Consider the following 20994-nt stretch of genomic DNA (forward strand, 5'->3'; position numbering starts at 1 on the left):
GACAGATGGATCGCATTAAACTGCTCAAAGAATTGAGTGAAGCATTTGGCATTTCGGGTTATGAAGATGATGTTGTCGATATTCTTAAGAAACTTTTTGGCGGGCGTGTTTCGATCAGCCGTGACCGTATCGGCAGTGTCATTGCACGGAAGGATGGAACAAGCGAGCGACCGAAGATCATGTTCTCGGCCCACATGGACGAGATTGGCTTCATGGTCAAAGATATCACCAAAGAAGGTTTCCTAAAATTCCTTCCGATAGGTGGATGGTGGGCTGGTAACATACCGGGACTCAAGGTGCATATCAGAACGAGAAAAGGAAAACTGGTACCAGGTGTTGTGGGGCTTAAGCCAATTCATGAACTGACCGAAGAGGAAAGGAAGAAACTGCCGGAAATCAAGGATATGTATATAGATGTCGGGGCGACGAAGGATTTTGATGCCAAGGTGAAATTAGGGATCCGTCCTGGCGATCCAATCGTGCCCGCTGGTGGCTTTGTGCAAATGGCAAACAAGGATCTGCTTCTCGGCAAGGCATGGGATGACCGAGTTGGATGTGCGTTGTTGGTGAGTCTGCTCGACAATCTACAGGCCAAGAAGCACCCTAATACGGTCTACCTGGTGGGTTCGGTTCAAGAGGAGGTCGGTCTGCGTGGTGCGCGGACTTCGGCTTTTGCGATTGAACCGGATATCGGCTTTGCACTCGATGTGAGTATATGCCGGGATACGCCCGGGAACGATAGTGATGTTACCGAGAGATTGGGAGGTGGTGTCGGTATCTTGATATATGATTCGACCATGATACCGCATGTAAGATTACGTGATTATGTATGTGATCTTGCTGAAGCCAACAAGATACCTTATCATCTTGCTTCCATCAGGGGCGGTTATGACACAGGCACGATTCATCTAACAAAACACGGTGTGCCATGTTTGGCTTTGGGGGTTCCTACGCGTTACGTTCATTCGGATGCGAGTGTAATATCCCTCGAAGATTATGAAAATATTTTGAAGTTGATAACATTGATTGTAGAGAATTTCAATGAGGATGTACTACAGAAAATCATTGAATAAGGGGGCGGAATGACTAAGAGAATAATCAAACCTGGGGCAATCTACGATATTTGGACAACAACAAAAGATTGCCTCGAGATCCTCGCTGATCCCCACTGGGCAAGATTTCTCTTGCTCTCAATTGGCTATCACCGCTATATGTTGAATTACCGCATCTATTCTTACTTGATATTGCCGGACTCCTTTTATCTGATAATACAACCGAGTAAGATGTTTTCGATGTCGAAGATTATGAAATTGATAAAGGGTAATTTCGCGCGTAAGTACAATGAATACAAGAAGCGCGAGGGAACTGTATGGAGTCAGAGTTTTGACGCGGAGATAGTCGAAAGTGTGGAGGACTTGAAAGAACGTTTAGAACACATTCACTCTTTACCTGTCATCAGAGGCTTGGTCAAGGAACCTGGGTATTACGAATTCTCGAGCTACAACAATTATCATAAGGCGCGTAGAACGAACGTACAGCTTGTTATCGATCAGTTGCCTGAAGGGTCTGGTTAAGGATAAAAAACAGCAGTAGTACTACACAGGTCTGGGATAGATTCTGGTCTGGTAAACACCCGGACACTATATACCCACCCGTTACAAATATCGTCGAAGAATTAGAGGCAGTATCACACATAAGAGACAAAAGGATTCTTGAGGTTGGCGCCGGCACTGGCCGTGATGGTCTCAGGATGCGGGAACTGGGAGCGGATGTATATTTACTGGATTATTCGAAGGAGAGTCTGCGCATCATTCGTCTCCTGTCAACGAATGACCCGGTGAAGATGATTCTTGGTGATGCCAGAAATTGTCCTTTCGAGGATGGAACTTTCGATGTCGTATTCCATCAAGGTCTGCTGGAGCATTTTCCTTCACCCTGGCATTTGTTGAATGAGAATGCCAGGATATTGAAGAGAGGCGGATTATTGATCATCGACGTGCCCCAGACATTTCATTTCTATACCTTGATGAAACATTTGCTAATGATTCTGGGATTGTGGTTTGGCGGTTGGGAACGGCAGTTCACTCCAGGCTCCCTGGCCGGAATGCTCAAAAGACTTGGATTTGCACCGGTTCATGTTTATGGTGATTGGTCAAGACCCGGCGTCGTATACAAGATCATAAGACAGTTGTTCATGAAAGTCGGGATTGCGTTGCCGATGTACCCAAAGTTCTTTGGTGCGATCACAACATGGTGGAACGAGCTCCAGTCCAAATTGAGGAGAAAACGGCTATTCCTCTACACTGTTCTCTCAATTGGTGTTATCGCCCGGAAGATATAGATCTACTTAGGCAAATTCGTGAAGTGCGGTGTGCCGTCTTCAGTTATAGAGAAGTAGACTGGGTTTTTCTTGCATCCGCGCCCGTACCTGGAGAGTATATAGTCGACATACTCTAGGGTAGCGGGAATTTGTGGCACCCTCTTGAGTCTGCGCACCAGCCCAGGTCCAGCGTGGTATGCAGCGAGGGCCAGTTCAAGATCTTCCCCGAAAAGACCGAGCAGATGGCTGAGATATTTAACTCCGCCTTTTATGTTCTCACGGGGATTGTAGGGATCTTTGACTCCCAGTCCGCGGGCCGTTTCCGGCATCAGTTGCATTAGGCCGATTGCGCCACTGCGCGAAACCGCACGTGGATTGAATTCGGATTCTTTGCGGATCACTATCTTTATCAATTCTGGGTCTACATCATACAGCTGACAGTAGTGTTTGATAATATGATCATACTCCTCGCAGACAAACTCTCGGTGTGGTACACTTCCCTGATCGACGGAAGGGATGTTCGTAAACAGAACATTTCCAGTTCTTGTCGTTGAGATTATCTGTCCGAGCAAAAGTAGTATTATCATTGGCAAATATTACACAAGATTCATATTTTGTCAAGAGTTTTTTGACGCTACACGCTACAAAAGGAACGTTACTACCGTTGGTTTCGTTATTCCCGTTAATACCGCTATTCCCGTTCATAACGATAACGAAAGATTACCGTTCGAGTGAAGTCGAGAACCGTAACGAACCCGTATCGTCTGGCGTCAAACGGTTGCGAAAAGCGATACGTTTTCGAAAGACGGTTTCTGTTTTGTGCCGTAAGACGTAGCGGCTTAACGAAACGGGCATCGTAATCCTTGAAAGTAACCGAGTAATTTGTTATTGATATTTCGCAATTCGCAATTTACACAGGACGTTAGGTCCGTTAGTCTCGTTACTCCCGTTACTATCGTTCCCTTTCTCATCTTCATAAGGTCTCATGTTCTGTTGTGCAGAGTTCTCATCTTCTTACCCTCTTAACTTCTGATCTTCTGGTTTAGTTTGTCTCTTGTCTTTTCAATTTCTGGCGCGTCAAGCCTTATCAGTTCTATCCTTCTCCGCTTCTCAACGTCTAATCTTCTGAACTTCTTATTGCCTTAATTTCTGATGTATTATGTTTTCAGTCCCGTGACCTCAAATATTTCTACGGGGCGGCTGATGTTCTTGAGTTCAACAGGCGGGAGTTGCTTTGCTTCAATGAATTCTTTTGTACAAGCATATGTCGACCGGCTGATGATTATCTGGCCCTTCTTTGCCACGTTTTCCAGGCGGGATGCAAGGTTTACTGCAGTGCCGACGACCGTATACTCCATGCGCTTGATACTGCCGATATTGCCTGCGATAACCTCGCCGGTATGGATGCCGATACCGATCTCGAATACTTCCAGCATCGATGCGTCGATTTTGTTACGCCATCGCTCTCTGAGTTGCTGGACGCGTTTCTTCATGCCCAGGGCTGCTTTTATGGCGCGCAGGGCATCGTCCGGATGCGCGACAGGCGCGCCAAAAATGGCCATCACGCAGTCGCCTATGTACTTGTCCAGCGTGCCTTCGTGGGTAAAGACTTCTTCAGACATGCTGCTGAGAAAGTCATTTAGGATTTCCACAGAGGTGATGGTGGGAATTCTCTCGGTCAGCGAGGTGAATCCCCGGATATCGCTGAAGAGAATCGTCGCAGTGCGGTTCTCACCACCCAGAGATACTGCTCTCTTGTCTGACATGATCTCGCTGACGACGCCGGGCGAAAAGAAACGCTGAAGACGCTCGCGTATCCTTTCTTCCTCCTTAACCTTTTCGTACAACTGGGCGTTTTCTATCGCAATTGCCGCCTGATTGGCAAAAGAGGACATGAAATCGATGTCATCACGGTCGAATTTCTTATGGGCAACCGGGTTGTCGAGGTAGATTATGCCGATCCTTTCGTTTTCTTTTGAGATCAATGGCACGCAGACGACCGAGCCGATCGCGTAGCTAATGACACTATCCTGAGTCATGAACCTTTCATCCTTTGTTGCATCCTCGGTGTTGATCGGTTTGCCTGTCTTGAATGCTTGCCATGCAATGCTCTGGCTGATCTCGTGCGTTTTGTCCGGGTCGAGAACACCGCCCATGTTTCTTGCTACCTTAACCTTCAGTATATTGGAAGGTTTGTCATGGAGCATGATGAAACCCCGTCGCGCCTGCAATATTTTGATGGCGAGATCCATGAGTAGGTTGAGTAGTACGTTGAGATCGAAAACAAAATTTATTATTTTACCGACTTCGCAGAGAGTCGAGGCTATTTCCTTGATCTTCTCTACCTCGGTCAGATTTTCCTCGTATTGCCTGAAATGGCTTTCTATCTCGCTGAGCGATTTGAGAATTGTATCTGTGCTTGCCCCCTCACGAATTGCGTTTCTTATTGAATCGATCTTTGCTGGAATGTCGATCTTGGCGCCGATGAGGCGTGCTGGTTTTCTGGGACTCGGTATCTGGTCTAATTTATTCTCGTCGACAAAGGTAACGACCGTGTTACCAAGTTGGATTTCATCACCATAATCCAATCTTGTCTCGGTTACACGAGCACCATTTACAAATGTTCCGTACCGGCTGTGCTCGTCACGTATGTAGTAGAATATCCCTCTTCTTTCAACGGCGGCATGTGTACGCGACACGTAAATATCGTCGAGTACAATGTCGTTATCCGCGCGGCGTCCGAGGGTGATGCGCGGTTTCTCGAGTTTGACTACTCTTGTATCATCTTCTGCTTTATGGACAAAGAATGTCGCCATACGCTACATACTACTTGTCAGCAGAAGAATCATGGTGTGACATATACGTCGTCGAAGTTAGCCTTGGCTTCTTCGGCGGGGTCGTCGGACTTCAGCCAAAGTCCGGAAATTCCGTCAAGCAAAGGAGAGGATGCGTCATCTAAATTGAACAGTTCAGCATAATCCAGATATACTTCAATATTGTTACCGTGTAGGTGAGCAGCGACAAAATACCAGGTATCCGCCGCAAAATTCATGGTATCGGCGATCGCCATCGGGAGGGGGCTGCCGTCGCGGATTTTCACAACGGATATCGAACTGGTGGTGAACTGCACCAGGTAGTAGTTGTTCGCATCCTGGTACCTTAATACAAGGCCGACCCTCCATGCCCAGCCCGACGAGCCCAGTATCTTGATGTTGGCACCAAACCAGAAATCATCGAGTGTATCCCTGACGGCAGCAAAGGAATACGCGCTGGTTGTAGTGTTATTCGTGGCAGTGTATACCATGGGCGCTGAATGCTGGACAGGTTCGCCATAGTCTTCCTGAATTTGCCAGGTGCCGATCAGTTGGCGGAAACCAAATGGTTCCCCGGTACCGGATTGTTCATTCTCAAAATTGAAGTAAAGTTCCTGGAAATACAAGTCGAACGAATCCATGTGTGTATATGACTTTATCTCCACATCTTCGAAATAAAGTGTGCTGTAAAATTGCGCTTCGGCAACCAGTGTGTAAAGACCCGGATCGACCTCGGCAAACTCGTAGTTACCCTCGAAATCGGTTTGTGTGCTGTACTTGTCTTCATCCCCAATCTTCAACTTAACAGTTGCACCTTCAAGGAAAGCCCCGGTGTGGTCGTAAGCCGTGCCAGCCAGGTAACCCTTGTCCGGGTTGTTCGGGTCATAGGGATTATCCCGCGGCGGCTCCAGACACGCCAGCGTTACCAGAAGCGTTAAGCATACCGTCACTAAAAGTCGTCTCATTTTTCCCTCCGCTAGAATTTAAGGTTGTAGCCGATGCGCACTTGTTCTTCATCGAATGAGCAGATGAAGCCGCGGTCTGATTCGAGCAGCGATGTTCTGACCGATGGCTTGTGGAAGATGATATCATAAAGATTGTAAGCATGCACACCGAGGAATAACAACGCGTTGATCAAAGTAATGTTATGCCATAACTTGTATTCTTCATAGGCATCGTCAAATGCGGTCGAGGGCTGGGTCCAGTAAAGGTCCATGTACTTGTCGTGTTTGTTTTCTCTTATTATCGACGAGCCGAGGGTGCTGACGAGGGTAACGCCGTAGGCGATCATCAATTTTGTGCCCTTGCTCTTTTCGCCGCGGTATATTTGACCCCAGCCGGCAACACAGCACGAACGGATCGTCGCGTCAAAGCCACTGATTTCTCCTTTCCCGGGTGGTGCGGCGGGTTCGGTCGGTTCCACCACTGGCGCAGCGGAAATCTCTGCTTTCGCTTCTTCGAATACCTTTATTATTTTGGGCGAAACCGTGGCGGCGTCCAATTCCATTTCTGGATCAAGCGCCAGTGCTTTCTTGAATTGGGTTTTCGCTGTAGTATGGTCCCCGAATGCAACATAGCTGAAAGCCAGGTACTTGTATGCTTCTACCTGGTCGGCATGCTTTAGCTGTTTCAGGTATCGCAGGGCATTCTCCAGCTCCCTTATTGCAGACTCATATTCACCCGTGTAATAATAATCCTTTGCCTTGTTGAGCATGGTCTCGAGCGAATCCTCCGTAACCGACTGCGAGAACCCGATCTGTATCATCAGGCAACTGAACAGTACTATCCTGACTATCCTTATCATGTCACCTCCTCATTTGCGCGCCAACTCAATAGATCTTCTTAATATCTTGTTTGCTTCGATGACAAATACTTCTTCGTGGGGAACGAAAGAAGGATTAATTAACTTCAAAGTATGCCTTCCAGCAGATAACTGGATAGGCTTGGCGATCGGTGTTGTTTCATAGAACTTCCCGTCTATATATACATCAGCCCACGGTTTCACGCTGATCTTGAGGCTGCCCGCAAACGGTTCGAGTTTGACATCAAGCGAAACGGTTTGCCCGGGTTTGAAATTTACGTTTTTTTGCCAGTCCTGGAAATTCGGATTCTCGAGCTTTATTCTATGGTTACCGGATGTGACCTCGATCGACTTGGCGAGGGGTGTTGTTTCGATGTATTTACCATCTATGTATATCTTTGCCCAGGGGTCAACGTTTACTTTAAAATACGATTTCTGCACGGTGCGCCTCGGTTCTCTTTGTTGTGTTCTCGTCAGATTCACCGAAGCCCTGGCTGTTTGCCCCGACTGTATGACCGGCTTGAACTCGTAGGTTTGATAACCGCTTTTCGTTATTTGGACAGTGTGTTGACCGGTAGTGATCTCGTTTATCGTGCATGGAGTCTGTGACCCCGTGTTCTTACCATCGATTGCTACTGCTGCGCCGCTCGGTTGAGAAGTGATGGTGAGGCTGCCAGTGGATACACGGTCGATGTCCTGTATGAGCTGTGCATCCAACGAAAGGGTGTCGCCTCCCTTGACCGTAACATCCCGTTTATACGGTCGGTAACCAGGCTTTCTTACCTCGATTGTATGTTGACCAGCGGCCACGCTGTCGAGTCGCGACGGAGTGTTCATTTTCAGGTCACTGTCGTCAAGATAGATCGAGCCTGGGGCTGGCCTTGAATCTATGAAAATCGAACCGTACATCAATCCTTGCTTGTCGGTTCCGTAGTTCCTGAAAAAGATAACGGCGAATACGATGACTACGAGCACTGCGGCTGTGATTACAGTGAGCCCGACGGGTAATTTCTTTTGCTGCCCCGGCAATTCTTTGCCTGCGGTCCGGGGGACGGTTTTTCTCTTGCGCCTCAGTTCAGAGAGGTGTGTTCTCACATTCGTGTCCTCAGGATCGAGGTACTGGACCTTCTCGAACTCTTTTATCGCATCTTCGATGTTGCCCTTGCCAAGTGTCATGTAGTGATGTCCGCGTTTTAGATATCTATCTTTAGCTTCCTGTATTTTCTGTTTTGAAATGCGATCCGGCTCGGTGATGAATTCACTGATTTTCTTCGACGGTACTTCAATATTGTGTTTCCTGAAGAAGGCATACACGTCATCGCTCACACTGCTTATATTCTGATACCTCTTGTCGGCATCCTTCTGGAGCATTTTCTCGATGATCATGCTGATAGTATCCTCAACAATGGGATTTGCCTCAATCGGTCTGGGTGCCGGGATCGTAAGAATAGCGTGAATGACCGATGAGTAACTTTCACCTTGAAATGGCTTGGTGCCCGTAGCCATCTCGTAGATCACGACGCCGAGCGAGAAAATGTCGGAACGAGTATCGATCCTCTTGCCGACTGCCTGTTCCGGAGACATGTAGGCCGGAGTGCCGACAATGGCACCGGTTACGGTGATGGATGTAAGATCCTGGGCCTGCGCGAGGCCGAAATCCGTGATCTTCACCCTTCCCTCTTTGTTGACCAGAATGTTTGCAGGCTTCAAATCGCGGTGCACTACGCCCTTCTGATGGGCGTGCTCTATCCCCTGGCAGATCTCGTAGACGATCGCCAGCGCGATATCATGGGGGATGAATTTGACTGCATTGATGAGGTCTTTGAGGCTCTTGCCGTCAACATATTCCATCGCGATGTAATAGACCCCTGCCGCCTCGCCGTAGCCCAGGATATCGATGATATTCTGGTGCTTCAGGCTCGCCGCTGCTTGTGCCTCCCTTTCGAAGCGCGTGATAAAGTCCTTATCCTGGGCAAGGTGGCCGTGTAGTATCTTGATCGCGACCGTGTTCCCAGTCCGCATGTCAATGGCCCGGTAGATTGCAGCCATTCCTCCGGTGGCGATAAGTTCTTTTATTTCGTAGTCTTTTATGGTTCGGTTGACCATTTTCTAATGCAATTATACAAATATTCATAATCACGTCAAGCTTTGAACGTATTAACATGCTTAACTTGACAAATATATTTATTTGTGTAAGATTTAACAGTGGAGGTAAAATGATATTGTTGATTATAATCATTGCGGCTATTGTGCTGGCGTTCATTCTTATATACAACAGCCTCGTTGTAAAGAGAACGAGGGTCGATAATGGATGGGCGCAGATCGATGTGCAGCTGAAGCGACGCTACGATTTGATCCCTAATCTTGTTGAGACCGTGAAAGGTTATGCTGCGCACGAAAAAAAGGTGCTCGAGAAGGTTACTGAATTACGTTCACGGGCAATGGGCGCAAGCAGCCCCAAGGAGGCGGCGGAAGCAAATAACATGCTGACGGCGACCCTGAAGAGTCTATTTGCGGTGGCCGAGAATTACCCGCAATTGAAGGCAAATGAGAATTTCATGAAATTACAGGAGGAATTGACCGCGACCGAGAATAAGATAGCTTTCGCCCGTCAATTCTATAACGATGTCGTGATGGATTATAATGCGACTATACAGAAGGTCCCGCAGATGATAATCGCATCGATGTTCAACTTCACTGCCCGTGAGTTCTTCGAAGCGCCTGCCGAGGAGAAAGAAGCGGTGCGGGTCAAGTTTTGATGCGTGAGACATTATACGATCTAATAGCGGCCAACAAGCGCAAGACATTCCTGTTCATAGTCATAACCAGCCTTTTTCTGGGTGTCCTCGGCTATGTCATCGTTCAGGTGCTGGATTGGGGCATTGGTGGCTATGCTTTCTTTGCGCTTTTCATTATTGTCTATAACGTTGTTCTCTATTACAATTCTGACAAAATAGCGCTCAAGGCAACCGGTTCGGTCCCGGCCGACCCCGATGAATTCAGGATGCTCCACAATATCGTTGAGGAAGTGTCTATTGCCGCGGGTACACCCAAGCCGAAGGTCTATATTATGCCAAGTCCGGCTCCCAATGCATTCGCGACCGGCCGCAACCCGCAGAACGCGTCAATCGCCGTCACGACCGGTCTTCTCGAGATAATGAACCGCCAGGAGTTACAGGGTGTTATCGCCCATGAGATGTCACACATCAGGAACTATGACATGCTGCTCATGACCGTGGTCGCCGCGATCGGTGGACTGATAGTGCTCTTGCGTGATTTCTTCCTGCGTTCGATGTTTCTTGGCGGACGCAGGCGGGACCGGCGTAGCGGAAGCCGGGCCGGTTTGATCTTGCTGGTTTTGGGGTTGGTTCTAGCGATCATCGCACCTATTTTTGTTGCTTTGATCCGTTCTGCCATTTCGAGGCAGCGCGAATACCTGGCCGATGCGTCAGGCGCCTATATCACACGTTATCCCCAGGGACTCGCACAGGCGTTGGCAAAACTTCGTGATGCCGGGCAAAAAATGAAACGTGCCTCGGATGCTAATGCGCACTTATTCATCGCAAGTCCGTTCGGCAAAGACAGGTTCGATGTAGCAAGTATGTTCGCAACGCATCCGCCGATAGACAAACGTATAGAAAGATTGAACAACCTAGTCATATGATCATCATTGTGCTGCTCGTTGGTTTCGGCATCGGGGAGAGGCTCCACTACGACGCGAAGTTTTCGTTTCTTAATCTCGGGACCATGACGCTCGAGGTCAGGGATACATTAACTTATGAAGATGTACATTGTTATGATATTTCTTCGGTATTGACGTCGGCGCGGGGTCTGCGGTTTCTATTCAGTATCAACGATACGATAGAAGTCTACACGAGTTCGGACAGTCTATTTCCCTACATGTTCCGCGAGAGAATAAATGAAAGTGGATATCACCGCGCGAGCAATCTTTTTTTCGACCGTGATTCCAATTACGTTAACTATGATGATTCGCTTGTCATCAATACTACTGCAGAAACAAGGGATATCTTGAGCTTCTGGTATTACCTTCGCGGAATCCCTCTTGAGTTGGGGGATACGATCTTGATTGACGTGCATAACGCGCGCGAAAATCACCGTGTAAGATGCGTTGTACAAAAAAGGGAACTGGTTAAGACCAAAGCCGGCGATTATGAAACGATCCTTGTTGAACCACAGACAGAGGGGAAAGGTATATTCGGCGCGAAGGGCGGCATGCAGATATGGTATTCAGAGAAGGATCGGGTACCGGTGCAGATACGTGCGAGCATGAAATTCGGTACTGTGCTGTTCAAGTTGAAGGAGGTTATTGATTAAGAAATTTGCTGTGATACTTGCCGGCGGCAGGGGTGAGCGTTTCTGGCCACTGAGTCAACCCGGTTTTCCAAAACAATTCCTTACGATCTTCGATAACAAACCACTTTTGATCCAGACCCTGCAGCGTATCCAGGGGCATTTTAAGAGAAACGAACGGTTGTTGATAATACCAAAGGAATTGAAAACGGTCACCAGGAAATATACCGGTAGAGAAAATATCGTAGTTGAACCGGTCAGGCGCAATACTGCACCGGCGATTTGTCTTGCCGGGCTTGTCTTGCGGAAAAAATTCGGCAGCGGGGTCATGCATGTTATGCCGGCTGACCATTTGATCAACCCGAGGAACGCTTTTATCAACGCCTTGAAATACGGGCAGAGACTTGCTGAAGACGGGTATCTTGTGACCTACGGCATCCGGCCCGATCGACCCGAGACTGGCTACGGTTATATTAAGCTTGGCCGTAAGATGGGTATTCAGGGCAGGAATAAATCCTACGCAGGCGCTGGATTCACCGAGAAGCCCGACACTAAACGAGCCAGACAGTATGTCCGGAGCCGTCGTCATCTTTGGAACAGCGGGATATTCACGTTCAGCATAGACACGATACTCGGTGAAATAAAGAGTTATGTTCCCGATGTATATCACGGTGTCGAAAAATTCATCGTGCAGCGTAAGGTCCGTCATTTCGAGCGGGTGCCCGACATCTCAATTGACTATGGTGTGATGGAGAAAAGCCGGCGGCTATGTGTTGTCGAAGGTACCTTTGGCTGGGATGACGTTGGTTCATGGTTGGCTCTGGAAAGGTATTTCAAAAAAGATGGTAAGAAAAACGTGCTGGTCGGAGATGCACGCGGTGTTCAGATAGAAGATTCGATTTTGTTCAGCAAGGATCTGCCCTTGCGCGCCTATGATGTCAAAGGTTTGATCGTAATTGTGAGCCCTTATGGTGTTCTGGTCTGCAAGAAGGACCGTGCTCAGGATTTGAAGGAGTTATTTAAGTGACGAATATGAAAAGGAGGAAAAAATGAAGAAGTTGTTATTGCTCGGGTGCATTTTGCTTTTCGTGGTCTGTGCACCGAAGAAAACCACGGTCGAGACTGAAGGCTTGGAGGAGGTCGTCGTCTTTGGAGAAGAAGAACCAGCAACGATGAGCACCGAACCGGTTCTTCCAGCTGAAGAACCACTTCTCCCGCCGCCTCCGGTCGAAGAAGAGCCAATGACACCGGCCGAGGAAGAACTCGTCTTGATCCCGCCTCCTGTCGCTGAGGAGCCGATTCTTCCTGAACGCCCGGTTGCCCAACCCTATGTGCCCACGCAGCCGGTTGCACAAGCTCCCGCTCCACGGAGTATTCTGGGTTTCCGTGTCCAGATATTTGCCTCGAACACTGAAGAAAACGCCTCGCGGGTCGCGACCGATGCACGCGCGGTGTTCACCGATCCCGTATATATCGAGTACGTTGCGCCGTATTACAAAGTCCGTGTGGGTGATTATTTGACCCGTGAAGAGATCGAGCCTCTGAAGAACAAGGCTTTGAGTTTCGGCTACCGCGGTGCGTTCATCGTCGAGACGATGGTGACGCCATAAGCGTAGTGTTTCTGCAAGGGAGTCATTGAGAGAAGAAACTACGCGACCGCGTATTATACTTGCAACCCGGAACCAGTATAAGGTCGCCGAGATCGAGAAGATCATCGGCGATCTGGTTGCGGTGCAACAGTTGAACGATTTACTCAAAATCGATATTCCAGAATGCGGCAGAACCCTTCTGGAGAACAGTCTTGCCAAGGCGGTATTCGTCTACCGGTTACGTGGTCAACCGACACTTGCCGATGATTCCGGGCTTTTCGTGGATGCTCTGGACGGCGAGCCTGGGATATTCTCGGCACGGTATGGCAAAGACGATGAAAGTCGCATAGCGAGATTGTTAAAAAATCTCGCCGACAAAAAGAACCGCAAGGCGGCATTCCGGGCGGTCTTTGTTTACTATTTCGGACATGGTAAGTACGAATCATTTGAGGGCGAGTGCGTAGGTGAGATCTCCCGTGTACATAAAGGCAAACACGGTTTTGGTTACGATCCTGTTTTCATACCTAAGGGATACAAGAAGACTTTTGCCGAATTGGGTCCGGCAACGAAAAACCGCATCAGCCATCGGGCACGTGCGCTGCGGAAGTTCCGAAAATACCTCGAGCAGCAGAAATAGTTGAGTGTAAAAGCTCTCTCTGCTAAGAGTCTTCTATCTCTACTACTTTATCCCTTGATGTTGTACCTTTTATTATGGTAATTGAAGATTTTTTCTTTTTGTAGTATCGGGCAAGTGATTCTATCAGTTCTTTGTTTGCCCTGCCATCCGCGGGCGGGGATATTACCTTAACTTTCAACTGGCTGTTTCCCAGGTCGATAACTTCGTTTTTCTTCGAACGAGGTATGACGCGGATCTGCAAAAACATTACTGCTCTGCCTCGTCTTTTTCTTCTGTGGGCGCCAGTTCAAAATATACCTGTTTTTTCTTGCCTTCGATGGTGGGTGGGGCTAATTGCTGCCCGGCAAGTTCTTTTTCAAGAACCGTATCCTTCTCCGGGATTAATGTGTTACCTGTGGCTACCTTGATGATGGTCCCCGTGGTGTCCATTATCGCACGCACCACCTGCGCCCGCGCCGGAGCCAACATTATCGCCTCATCGGTATCTGTCATTTTATCACGGGTCTCTGCTCTACCGATGGCGGCCGGAGCCTCTTCGAGCTTTTCGGACACCGTCCTTTCCTCAACTGCTTTTGCCATGCGTTTTGCTGTGAACGTTGCGGGTGCCTGGCTTAATTCGGGCTCCGGTATAGATACATTTACTTGCTGCCGCGCCGCGATTTTCTTATAAGCAATACGGTCGGTCACACCGACGATTCTCTTTGAAGGACTTACATCGATGAGAACGACGAGTATGAGTATCGCCACCGCCACCGGCGCGAAAATAGGTGCGAATCTGAACAGACTACGCCGCGGTGCTGGTTTGATCTTGTCCATGACCCGCCGGTTAAGCCCGAAGATGAATTCCCGAGATGGTTCTTCATAGACACCATCCCGGACGCTTTCTTCAATTTTCTGCAGGGCCGATAGTTGTTCCCGGCAAGCCACACAATCCTTCAGGTGCGCTTCCACCCTGGCTTTTTCTCCCTCACTGAGTTCGCCATCAAGATAAGCGCTCAACAACTCAATGGGCAGATCACATTTCATTCTCTAGTACCTCCGTATCTTCGAATATTTGTTTCAATTTAATGCGAGCGCGGGCAAGTCGCGACATCACGGTTCCCTTCGGGATCTTGAGCAGTTTGCCGATCTCGTCGTATGACAGGTCTTCTTCGACCTTGAGTAAAAGGATGACACGTGCGTCCGCCGGCAACCGGGCAAGCGCTCCGTTCAATCGTTCGTGGAGCATCTTCTCCCGGGTCATCTGGACCGGGTCATTACGACCGTTGGACAGAGTTTTCTCTACGTATTCCAGCGGTTCGATATTGCTCCTTCGTTCACGCTTCAGGAAATTTATCGCATTATTCACCCCGATCCTCCTCAACCAGCTGTAAAAAGGTCTGCCGGTCTGGAACTTCTTTATCGAACGATATGCCTTGATGAACGCTTCTTCGACCAGATCCTCGGCATCATCACGGTTAAGCACCATACGGTACATCACCTTGTAGAGAGCCATTTTATAACGCTCAACAATCGGACCAAAGGCATCGCAATCGCCCTTCTTTACCGCTTCGATCAGTGCCTCGTCGCTCTCTATATTACTATACACCGGGAATGGCTAAATATTCCTTGTTGCAGGCAACAATTGATGCACACAGATCGATGCTGATTCAAACAGATGATAGAATCCGTTTGCATCCGCTGTAATCCGTTTATATCTACTATTCCTTTAGGGAATAACCGGCTGGTATCTCAAAGACCTTGTCGTTTATTGGTGTCGTCTCGATCTTGGTGACTTCGCTACGGGTAGTCATGGTGAATGACATGACCCCTCCGCCCATGATCATTTCCATGACGATCTCGAGCGGGAAGCCGTCGATCTCACTGATCTTTTCCTGGAAATCCTCGTAGTTTTTCTTGTTTGCGCCCATCATTCTCGACGAACCGAGTCCTGATTCTGACATGTGTTTCTGGAAATCCTGGATTTCCTTGTACCCCGGAACGTCTTTTGTAACCCACATCGTCTGCTTGAAGGTCGCCGAACCTTCATCGCCGGCTGTTTCCATGGTTACGATGACCTCTTCGCAATCTTTATTGAGAATTTTCTTTGTATTACCGGTTCTGACCACTTTGACATCGGGCATCTCCATTTCCGGTTCTTCGGATTCTTGGGGTTCACCGGTCATTTCTTCCATGCTGTATTGGGTATATTCTTTGTTTTCATGGTCTATCGACCATATGATACCTTTATCGAGCCGGATTATTTTCACATCCGACATGCTGCCCGCCATCGCGTCTTCACCGGTCATTTCCGTCAAAGACCGGTCACCCTTCACGAAAACACGCATCTGGGTTTCGCCTTTCATCCCCATCATGCCCTCAGTATTTGATGTCATTTCATACATAACATCGGCGTACAGTGTAGATGCCAAACAAGATAACAGCGCGAGACAGAATATTTTCATCAAAAGCCTCCTTTGGAGATTATACAACAAACGGATGAGATGTCAATTATTGGTAGAAGGCTGCGCCATCTATGCTCGAAGAAAGGATCGTGTTGGTCCCTGGTGTTGGGTCAAAGTGATACGCGATTAGCGCTGCAACAGCAATCTTTTTATCAATATTGTAGCATAAGTTCCCGGTGGCAGGATACACTTCACCACGCATTTGGATTTGTCAGAGTAGATCTCATCGGGTTCGGGCTTTGAGACCGTAAAGTCGGCGGGGAAGACTATCGCATCGCGGAGAAAATACTTGAACCGCACGCCGCGCAGGCGCATCTTTTGAAGAGCCATCTGCTTCAGGGTGATGCCTTCTTTTGCCAGGACTTTTTCGATGTATTTACCAACCATGCCGGCCAGTTTTGTCTTGTCATTGATCATGGGAATTTGCTTGTCCGCGGCCGTCAGCGGTGCACGCAGTTTTCGGTGGAATATGAATTCGCCCATAGAATATTTTACACTAACATTTTTCTCACTATGTTGTTTCACCAGCCGCGCTAACACTTCGTTGAATATACTGGACTGGTATGCGAGCAGGTAGAGGTTCAAGAACTCACGGTCGATCTTCTTGAGCGCGTTCTTATAGTCGTTAGGGTAGGCAGACAGATATCTCAGTATGGGGCGGTAAAACGGTGGTGCCATTTTCAGACAACCCGGCCAGTCTCGCCAGTGACCCAGGCAGTATTCCTTGAACTTCTTTTCCTGCGTGCTGTCTTCCTTGTACGCGTGGCACATCAGCAGTTTCAGAGCGCCTTGATAATGTTCGAGGATCATTTTCTTGGCGATGAAACCCTGACCGTGGCGTGCCGAACCAAAGCGCTGTTCGTCAAAATAGTTCGGGAAACCGTGCTCGTGGATCTCGTCAGCATTGCGGCGAAGTGTTTCCGTTTCCTTTCCGGTCACGCTTCGGAGCGTGATACAAAAACTATTTCCGCGCATCATTCCAGGATTTACCGCGGTGTTGCTCCTCCCGACGGGTTTGAGGGCGAAATTGTCTTCTTTTATTGTGTGTTTGAAATAGCCCTTGAATGAAAGATACTGTGTGGATTGTGAATAACGATCTTTGAGGCCTGCGCGCGCGAAAAGATTTTTCGACACGTTCGTTTTACGGACGACGAAATCGATGACGTCCAGTGTGTTCCAATACCGCTTTTCGAGTTTCAGTATGGTGTAGGTGCCTTTATCCGAGAAGGGGATGTCGATTAGTTCCTCGACTATGAAGTCCTCTGGCCTTACTTTTATCTTAGTCATTAAGATTGCGGGGATGGCAACCGGAAGGATCTGCTTCGTACTTTCTTCGTCTTTTTTTCTTCTGCGGACGGTGCGGCAATGGTTATTTTCACGAAAAAATTATACTGAATGCGCTGTCGAAGTCAATTCAACCGTTTATGTCATCCAGTATTTTTCTTACTTCATTTTCGTTGATCGGTCCCACGGCGGTTACCGTGTATTGCTTTGTGTCAAAAAATTCTTTGGTTATACTGTTTATTTGATTTTCATCTACTGCGTTGATACGTGCGACGACATCATCGACACTGGCAATTTCCTGTGAGTATACCGCTTCTCTCGCGAGTCGTAACATACGGCTGGTCGAACTTTCCAGGCTGAGCAGCAGGTTACCAGATAGATATGTTTTTGCCAGGTCGATCTCTTCTTTACTGAAGCCTTGCTGGTCAATCTCCTTGAAAATTGCCTTGAGGCGCCGAACGACCTTGGGGATATTTTTCTTGTCGCATATGAAGTAGAATCCTGACACTCCACAGTCGCAATAGAAATCAATGAATGACTGCACGTGATAGACCAGACCGTCCTTTTCGCGCAAACCCTGGAAGAGTCGCGAAGACATGCCACCACCCAGTGCCGTGTTCATTATTGATAATTGGTAGTGCTGGGGCGCCGCGTACTCTACCCCGCGTGTCCCAAACACACAATGAACCTGCGAGACTTCTTTGCGGGATTGCGCCGCGATCTTGCCCAGTTGGTAATCCGGCTGGGTACGTTTCGTCTTGAGCACCTGTTTGGTTTGGAACCTCTGTTTGGCCAGGTTGACGATCTTATCGTAATCATAGTTGCCGCTGAGGGCGATGACCGTTTCCCGGTTCACGAGCTGCTTGTAGCGTTTCTTGGCGTGCGCCGCGTCCATCTGTTTTACCGACTCGATCGTACCGGCAATGGGCCGGCCGAGGGCATGGTCTGGTAGAAGTGTTCTAAAAAAAAGTTCAAATACTGAATCACCCGGGTCGTCACTGCTTGATTTTATTTCCTCGAGAACCACTGATTTCTCTTTTTCCAGATCCCCGCTGTCGATCTTTGATTCCAGAAGTATTTCCGCGATTAGTTCGAATACAAGACCGATGTGTTCTGAAAGGAATTTGGTTATGATTATCAGATTTTCTTTAGTTGTGTATGCGTCGAACGCGCCACCCAGACTTTCCATCATCTTAACGATCTCCAGCGCCGATTTACGGGAGGTACCTTTGAAAAGCATGTGTTCGATGAGATGTGTGATGCCGCTTTCTTTCAAATCCTCGTCCCTGGAGCCGGTGTTAATGAAGAAACCCATAGAGAACGAGTAGAACTTGGGGATTTTTTCGGCGATTATTCTAACGGCTGGGTTAAGTGTGGTAAGAGCGATCTTATTCTTTTCGGATAAGATTAATCCTCCCCTGGTCGTCAATATTTGCCACTTTTACAACAATTTCGTCGCCAACCTTGACGACATCTTCCACTTTCTTCACGCGCTGTCTGGAGAGCTTCGAAATATGTACAAGCCCTTCTTTGCCGGGCAGGATCTCGACGAACGCACCGAAGGTCATTATGCGTGTAACCTTGCCGACATACGTCTTTCCGACCTCGGCCTCCTGTACGATAGTCTGGACTGTTTCCTGAGCTCTTTCCACATTCTGGCGGTCCTCGCCGGCGATCGTTACCTTACCGTCGTCATCGATATCTATCTCAACTTCGTTGTCTGCGATGATCTTGCGTATTACCTTTCCGCCCGGGCCGATCACTTCGCCGATTTTTGCCTTGGGAACGTAGAATACTACGATCTTCGGCGCGTACTTGGAGAGCTCGCTTCGCGGCGTGCTGATCGTGCTGTTCATGACATTCAATATTTCCAGACGCGCATCGCGCGCAAGCTTCATTGCCTCGGCGAGAACGTCGACCGGCAGCCCTTGTATCTTGAGGTCGAGCTGTATCGCAGTTACGCCGTCTTTGGTCCCGGCGACTTTGAAATCCATATCACCGTGGTGGTCTTCATCACCCAGAATATCGGTAAGGAGAACATATTGTGCGTTCTCCTTGATCAAACCCATGGAAATACCTGACACCGCGGTCCTGATCGGCACGCCTGCGTCCATCAGGGCAAGCGATGAACCGCACACGGTTGCCATGGATGAGGAACCGTTCGATTCAAGGATGTTCGAGACCAGTCTTATAGTGTATGGGAATTCAGTTTCTTTGGGTAAGACCGGTATGATCGCCCGCTCGGCAAGCGCGCCGTGTCCGATCTCGCGCCTTCCCGGACCCCGCATTGGTCTGACATCGCCGGTTGAAAACGGAGGAAAATTGTAGTGAAGCATGAATGACTTCGATTCTTCATCAAATATATTATCAATTCTTTGTTCGTCGCTTGCCGTGCCCAGTGTCGTTACGGCGAGACTCTGGGTCTGCCCGCGTGTGAACAGAGCTGAACCGTGGGTTCTCGGCAGAAGTCCTATCTCGCAGGAAACCGGGCGGACATCGGTCAGACCCCGGCCGTCCAATCGCTTTTTTTCCTTAAGCACAGTGTCGCGCATCTTGGCGCGCAGCATTTCTTCAACGACATGTTTTATCTTTGATTCTATCGCCTCATCTTTTTCCTGTAATTTCTCAGAAAGCGTTTTGATTAATTCGTAGGTCGAGTCTTCACGCGTCTCTTTATCTTTGAATTGTAGTATTTGGTCGACGCTATCACCGATCGCATCCTGGATCTCATTGCGGAGCGACTCCTCCATCACCGGACTGACCAGGCTCACCTTTTCCCTGCCTGCATTCTTCACGATTTCTTCTTGGATATCTATGATACGGGCAATCTCCGGCTGGGCTAATTTTATGGCCTCGGTGATTTCTTCTTCGGTGGTTTCTTTTGCGCCACCTTCGATCATGACGACCGAATCTCTCGTACCGGCGACAATGATATTGAGTTTGCTGTCTGCCTGTTGTGCTAGCGTCGGATTGATGACGTACTTCCCGTCGATCAACCCGACTTTCACCGCGGCGATCGGTATTGTATAGGGTATTTCGGACATCAACAGAGCAGTGGCTGCGCCGATTATGCCAAATGCGTCAGGTTCATGCTCAACATCTGACGAAAGGAGATTGGCAATGATCTGTACTTCATTCCTGAATCCTTCGGGGAAAAGCGGACGCAGGGGTCGGTCGATCAAGCGTGATATGAGTATCTCGGCTTCTGACGGTCTGGTTTCCCGTTTTATGAATCCGCCCGGTATCTTGCCCGCGGCAAAAGAAAGCTCTCGGTAATCTACGGTAAGGGGTAGGAAGCCCACGTTTTCTGACGCATCTTGCTTGTATGAAACGGCGACGAGGAGAATCGTGTCCCCATAGCTGACCGTACATGCGGCGGCGGCTTGTTTCGCCACCCGACCGGTCTCAAGACTTAACTTTTTTTCCCCAACCTGGAGTGATACGGAGTACAAACTAACCTCTTAAATCCAGTGTTTTGACAATTTCAAGGTACTTGCTGCGGTCCTTTTTCATCAAATAATTGAGGTGACGGCGCCGATCATTGACCATCTTTATCAGGCCGCGCCTCGAATGTCGATCCTTGGGAAACTGTTTGAGATGGTCAGAGAGGTTCTTTATTCGCTCGGTCAATATCGCTATCTGCACTTCCGGCGATCCGGTATCCTTGCCGTGTCGCTTGTAATTCTGGATTACTTCACTCTTCTTGTTCCTGTCTAACGTCATAATTGAATCTCCTTTAACTAATTATCCACATATTTGGGAAAAAGTCAAGTAGAATGCGGAACATCAACGGGT

General features: G+C 48.5%; 22 protein-coding genes. 9 read left to right on the top strand and 13 right to left on the bottom strand.

Going from position 1 to position 20994, the window contains the following annotated elements; all coding sequences use genetic code 11:
* Positions 1-5: 5 nt before the first annotated feature.
* From OEV79_06405 to OEV79_06415, 3 genes are all read left to right on the top strand, one after another.
* Entirely contained in the window at positions 6-1073 is a 1068-nt protein-coding gene (locus OEV79_06405) for a M42 family metallopeptidase (protein ID MDH4211063.1), read from the top strand.
* A 9-nt stretch (positions 1074-1082) separates the two neighbouring features.
* On the top strand, positions 1083-1574 hold the full coding sequence (locus OEV79_06410) for a transposase (GenBank protein ID MDH4211064.1): 492 nt from the start codon (positions 1083-1085) through the stop codon (positions 1572-1574).
* Positions 1575-1693: 119 nt separating this feature from the next.
* Positions 1694-2341, top strand: a complete 648-nt coding sequence (locus tag OEV79_06415; GenBank protein MDH4211065.1) for a class I SAM-dependent methyltransferase — start codon at positions 1694-1696, stop codon at positions 2339-2341.
* Positions 2342-2343: 2 nt separating this feature from the next.
* Here OEV79_06415 and OEV79_06420 read toward each other — a convergent pair whose 3' ends face one another.
* The 5 genes from OEV79_06420 to OEV79_06440 all read right to left on the bottom strand — a co-directional run bounded on the left by OEV79_06420 (position 2344) and on the right by OEV79_06440 (position 9040).
* On the bottom strand, positions 2344-2907 hold the full coding sequence (locus OEV79_06420) for a lytic transglycosylase domain-containing protein (GenBank protein MDH4211066.1): 564 nt from the start codon (positions 2905-2907) through the stop codon (positions 2344-2346).
* Between the two features lie 570 nt (positions 2908-3477).
* Positions 3478-5136: a GAF domain-containing protein gene (locus OEV79_06425; protein ID MDH4211067.1), complete on the bottom strand. Its 1659-nt coding sequence runs from the start codon at positions 5134-5136 to the stop codon at positions 3478-3480.
* A gap of 29 nt (positions 5137-5165) precedes the next feature.
* Positions 5166-6098 (bottom strand): carboxypeptidase regulatory-like domain-containing protein, encoded by a 933-nt coding sequence (locus OEV79_06430; protein MDH4211068.1) that lies wholly within the window; start codon positions 6096-6098, stop codon positions 5166-5168.
* Between the two features lie 11 nt (positions 6099-6109).
* Positions 6110-6937 carry a tetratricopeptide repeat protein gene (locus tag OEV79_06435; protein ID MDH4211069.1) on the bottom strand — a complete coding sequence of 276 codons (828 nt, stop codon included), beginning with the start codon at positions 6935-6937 and terminating at the stop codon, positions 6110-6112.
* A gap of 9 nt (positions 6938-6946) precedes the next feature.
* Positions 6947-9040, bottom strand: coding sequence for a PEGA domain-containing protein (locus OEV79_06440; protein ID MDH4211070.1), 2094 nt, complete (start codon positions 9038-9040; stop codon positions 6947-6949).
* Positions 9041-9150: 110 nt separating this feature from the next.
* Between OEV79_06440 and OEV79_06445 the strand changes: the two genes are divergently transcribed.
* From OEV79_06445 to rdgB, 6 genes are read left to right on the top strand one after another with little or no spacing between them, the layout of a single operon-like run.
* Positions 9151-9693: a LemA family protein gene (locus tag OEV79_06445; GenBank protein MDH4211071.1), complete on the top strand. Its 543-nt coding sequence runs from the start codon at positions 9151-9153 to the stop codon at positions 9691-9693.
* A complete protein-coding gene (locus OEV79_06450; protein MDH4211072.1) occupies positions 9693-10598 on the top strand; it encodes a M48 family metalloprotease in 906 nt (301 codons plus the stop codon). The genes OEV79_06445 and OEV79_06450 overlap by 1 nt, the downstream gene beginning before the upstream one ends.
* Positions 10595-11269, top strand: coding sequence for a DUF3108 domain-containing protein (locus tag OEV79_06455; GenBank protein MDH4211073.1), 675 nt, complete (start codon positions 10595-10597; stop codon positions 11267-11269). Before OEV79_06450 ends, OEV79_06455 begins: the two co-directional genes overlap by 4 nt.
* A complete protein-coding gene (locus OEV79_06460) occupies positions 11262-12272 on the top strand; it encodes a sugar phosphate nucleotidyltransferase (GenBank protein ID MDH4211074.1) in 1011 nt (336 codons plus the stop codon). The genes OEV79_06455 and OEV79_06460 overlap by 8 nt, the downstream gene beginning before the upstream one ends.
* 22 nt (positions 12273-12294) lie before the next feature.
* Positions 12295-12855: an SPOR domain-containing protein gene (locus tag OEV79_06465; protein MDH4211075.1), complete on the top strand. Its 561-nt coding sequence runs from the start codon at positions 12295-12297 to the stop codon at positions 12853-12855.
* Between the two features lie 25 nt (positions 12856-12880).
* The gene (gene rdgB, locus OEV79_06470; protein MDH4211076.1) at positions 12881-13471 is read left to right on the top strand and encodes an RdgB/HAM1 family non-canonical purine NTP pyrophosphatase; all 591 of its coding nucleotides are present in this window, start codon (positions 12881-12883) and stop codon (positions 13469-13471) included.
* 22 nt (positions 13472-13493) lie between these two features.
* On the opposite strand, the gene OEV79_06475 is transcribed toward rdgB, so the two are convergent.
* The 8 genes from OEV79_06475 to rpsO all read right to left on the bottom strand — a co-directional run bounded on the left by OEV79_06475 (position 13494) and on the right by rpsO (position 20922).
* Complete coding sequence (locus tag OEV79_06475; GenBank protein ID MDH4211077.1) at positions 13494-13718, bottom strand: DUF167 domain-containing protein; 225 nt, start codon at positions 13716-13718, stop codon at positions 13494-13496.
* Complete coding sequence (locus OEV79_06480; protein MDH4211078.1) at positions 13718-14497, bottom strand: anti-sigma factor; 780 nt, start codon at positions 14495-14497, stop codon at positions 13718-13720. Before OEV79_06480 ends, OEV79_06475 begins: the two co-directional genes overlap by 1 nt.
* Positions 14487-15059: a sigma-70 family RNA polymerase sigma factor gene (locus tag OEV79_06485; GenBank protein MDH4211079.1), complete on the bottom strand. Its 573-nt coding sequence runs from the start codon at positions 15057-15059 to the stop codon at positions 14487-14489. Before OEV79_06485 ends, OEV79_06480 begins: the two co-directional genes overlap by 11 nt.
* A gap of 112 nt (positions 15060-15171) precedes the next feature.
* Positions 15172-15915: a DUF4412 domain-containing protein gene (locus OEV79_06490; GenBank protein MDH4211080.1), complete on the bottom strand. Its 744-nt coding sequence runs from the start codon at positions 15913-15915 to the stop codon at positions 15172-15174.
* Between the two features lie 126 nt (positions 15916-16041).
* A complete protein-coding gene (truD, locus tag OEV79_06495; GenBank protein ID MDH4211081.1) occupies positions 16042-17202 on the bottom strand; it encodes a tRNA pseudouridine(13) synthase TruD in 1161 nt (386 codons plus the stop codon).
* Positions 17203-17329: 127 nt separating this feature from the next.
* Entirely contained in the window at positions 17330-18628 is a 1299-nt protein-coding gene (locus tag OEV79_06500; GenBank protein ID MDH4211082.1) for an insulinase family protein, read from the bottom strand.
* Positions 18588-20651, bottom strand: coding sequence for a polyribonucleotide nucleotidyltransferase (locus tag OEV79_06505; GenBank protein ID MDH4211083.1), 2064 nt, complete (start codon positions 20649-20651; stop codon positions 18588-18590). Before OEV79_06505 ends, OEV79_06500 begins: the two co-directional genes overlap by 41 nt.
* Position 20652: 1 nt before the next feature.
* A complete protein-coding gene (rpsO, locus tag OEV79_06510) occupies positions 20653-20922 on the bottom strand; it encodes a 30S ribosomal protein S15 (GenBank protein ID MDH4211084.1) in 270 nt (89 codons plus the stop codon).
* Between the last annotated feature and the right edge of the window lie 72 nt (positions 20923-20994).

Source organism: candidate division WOR-3 bacterium, from assembly GCA_029858255.1.
Taxonomy (GTDB): Bacteria; Hydrothermota; Tepidihabitantia; order SM23-42; family SM23-42; genus SM23-42.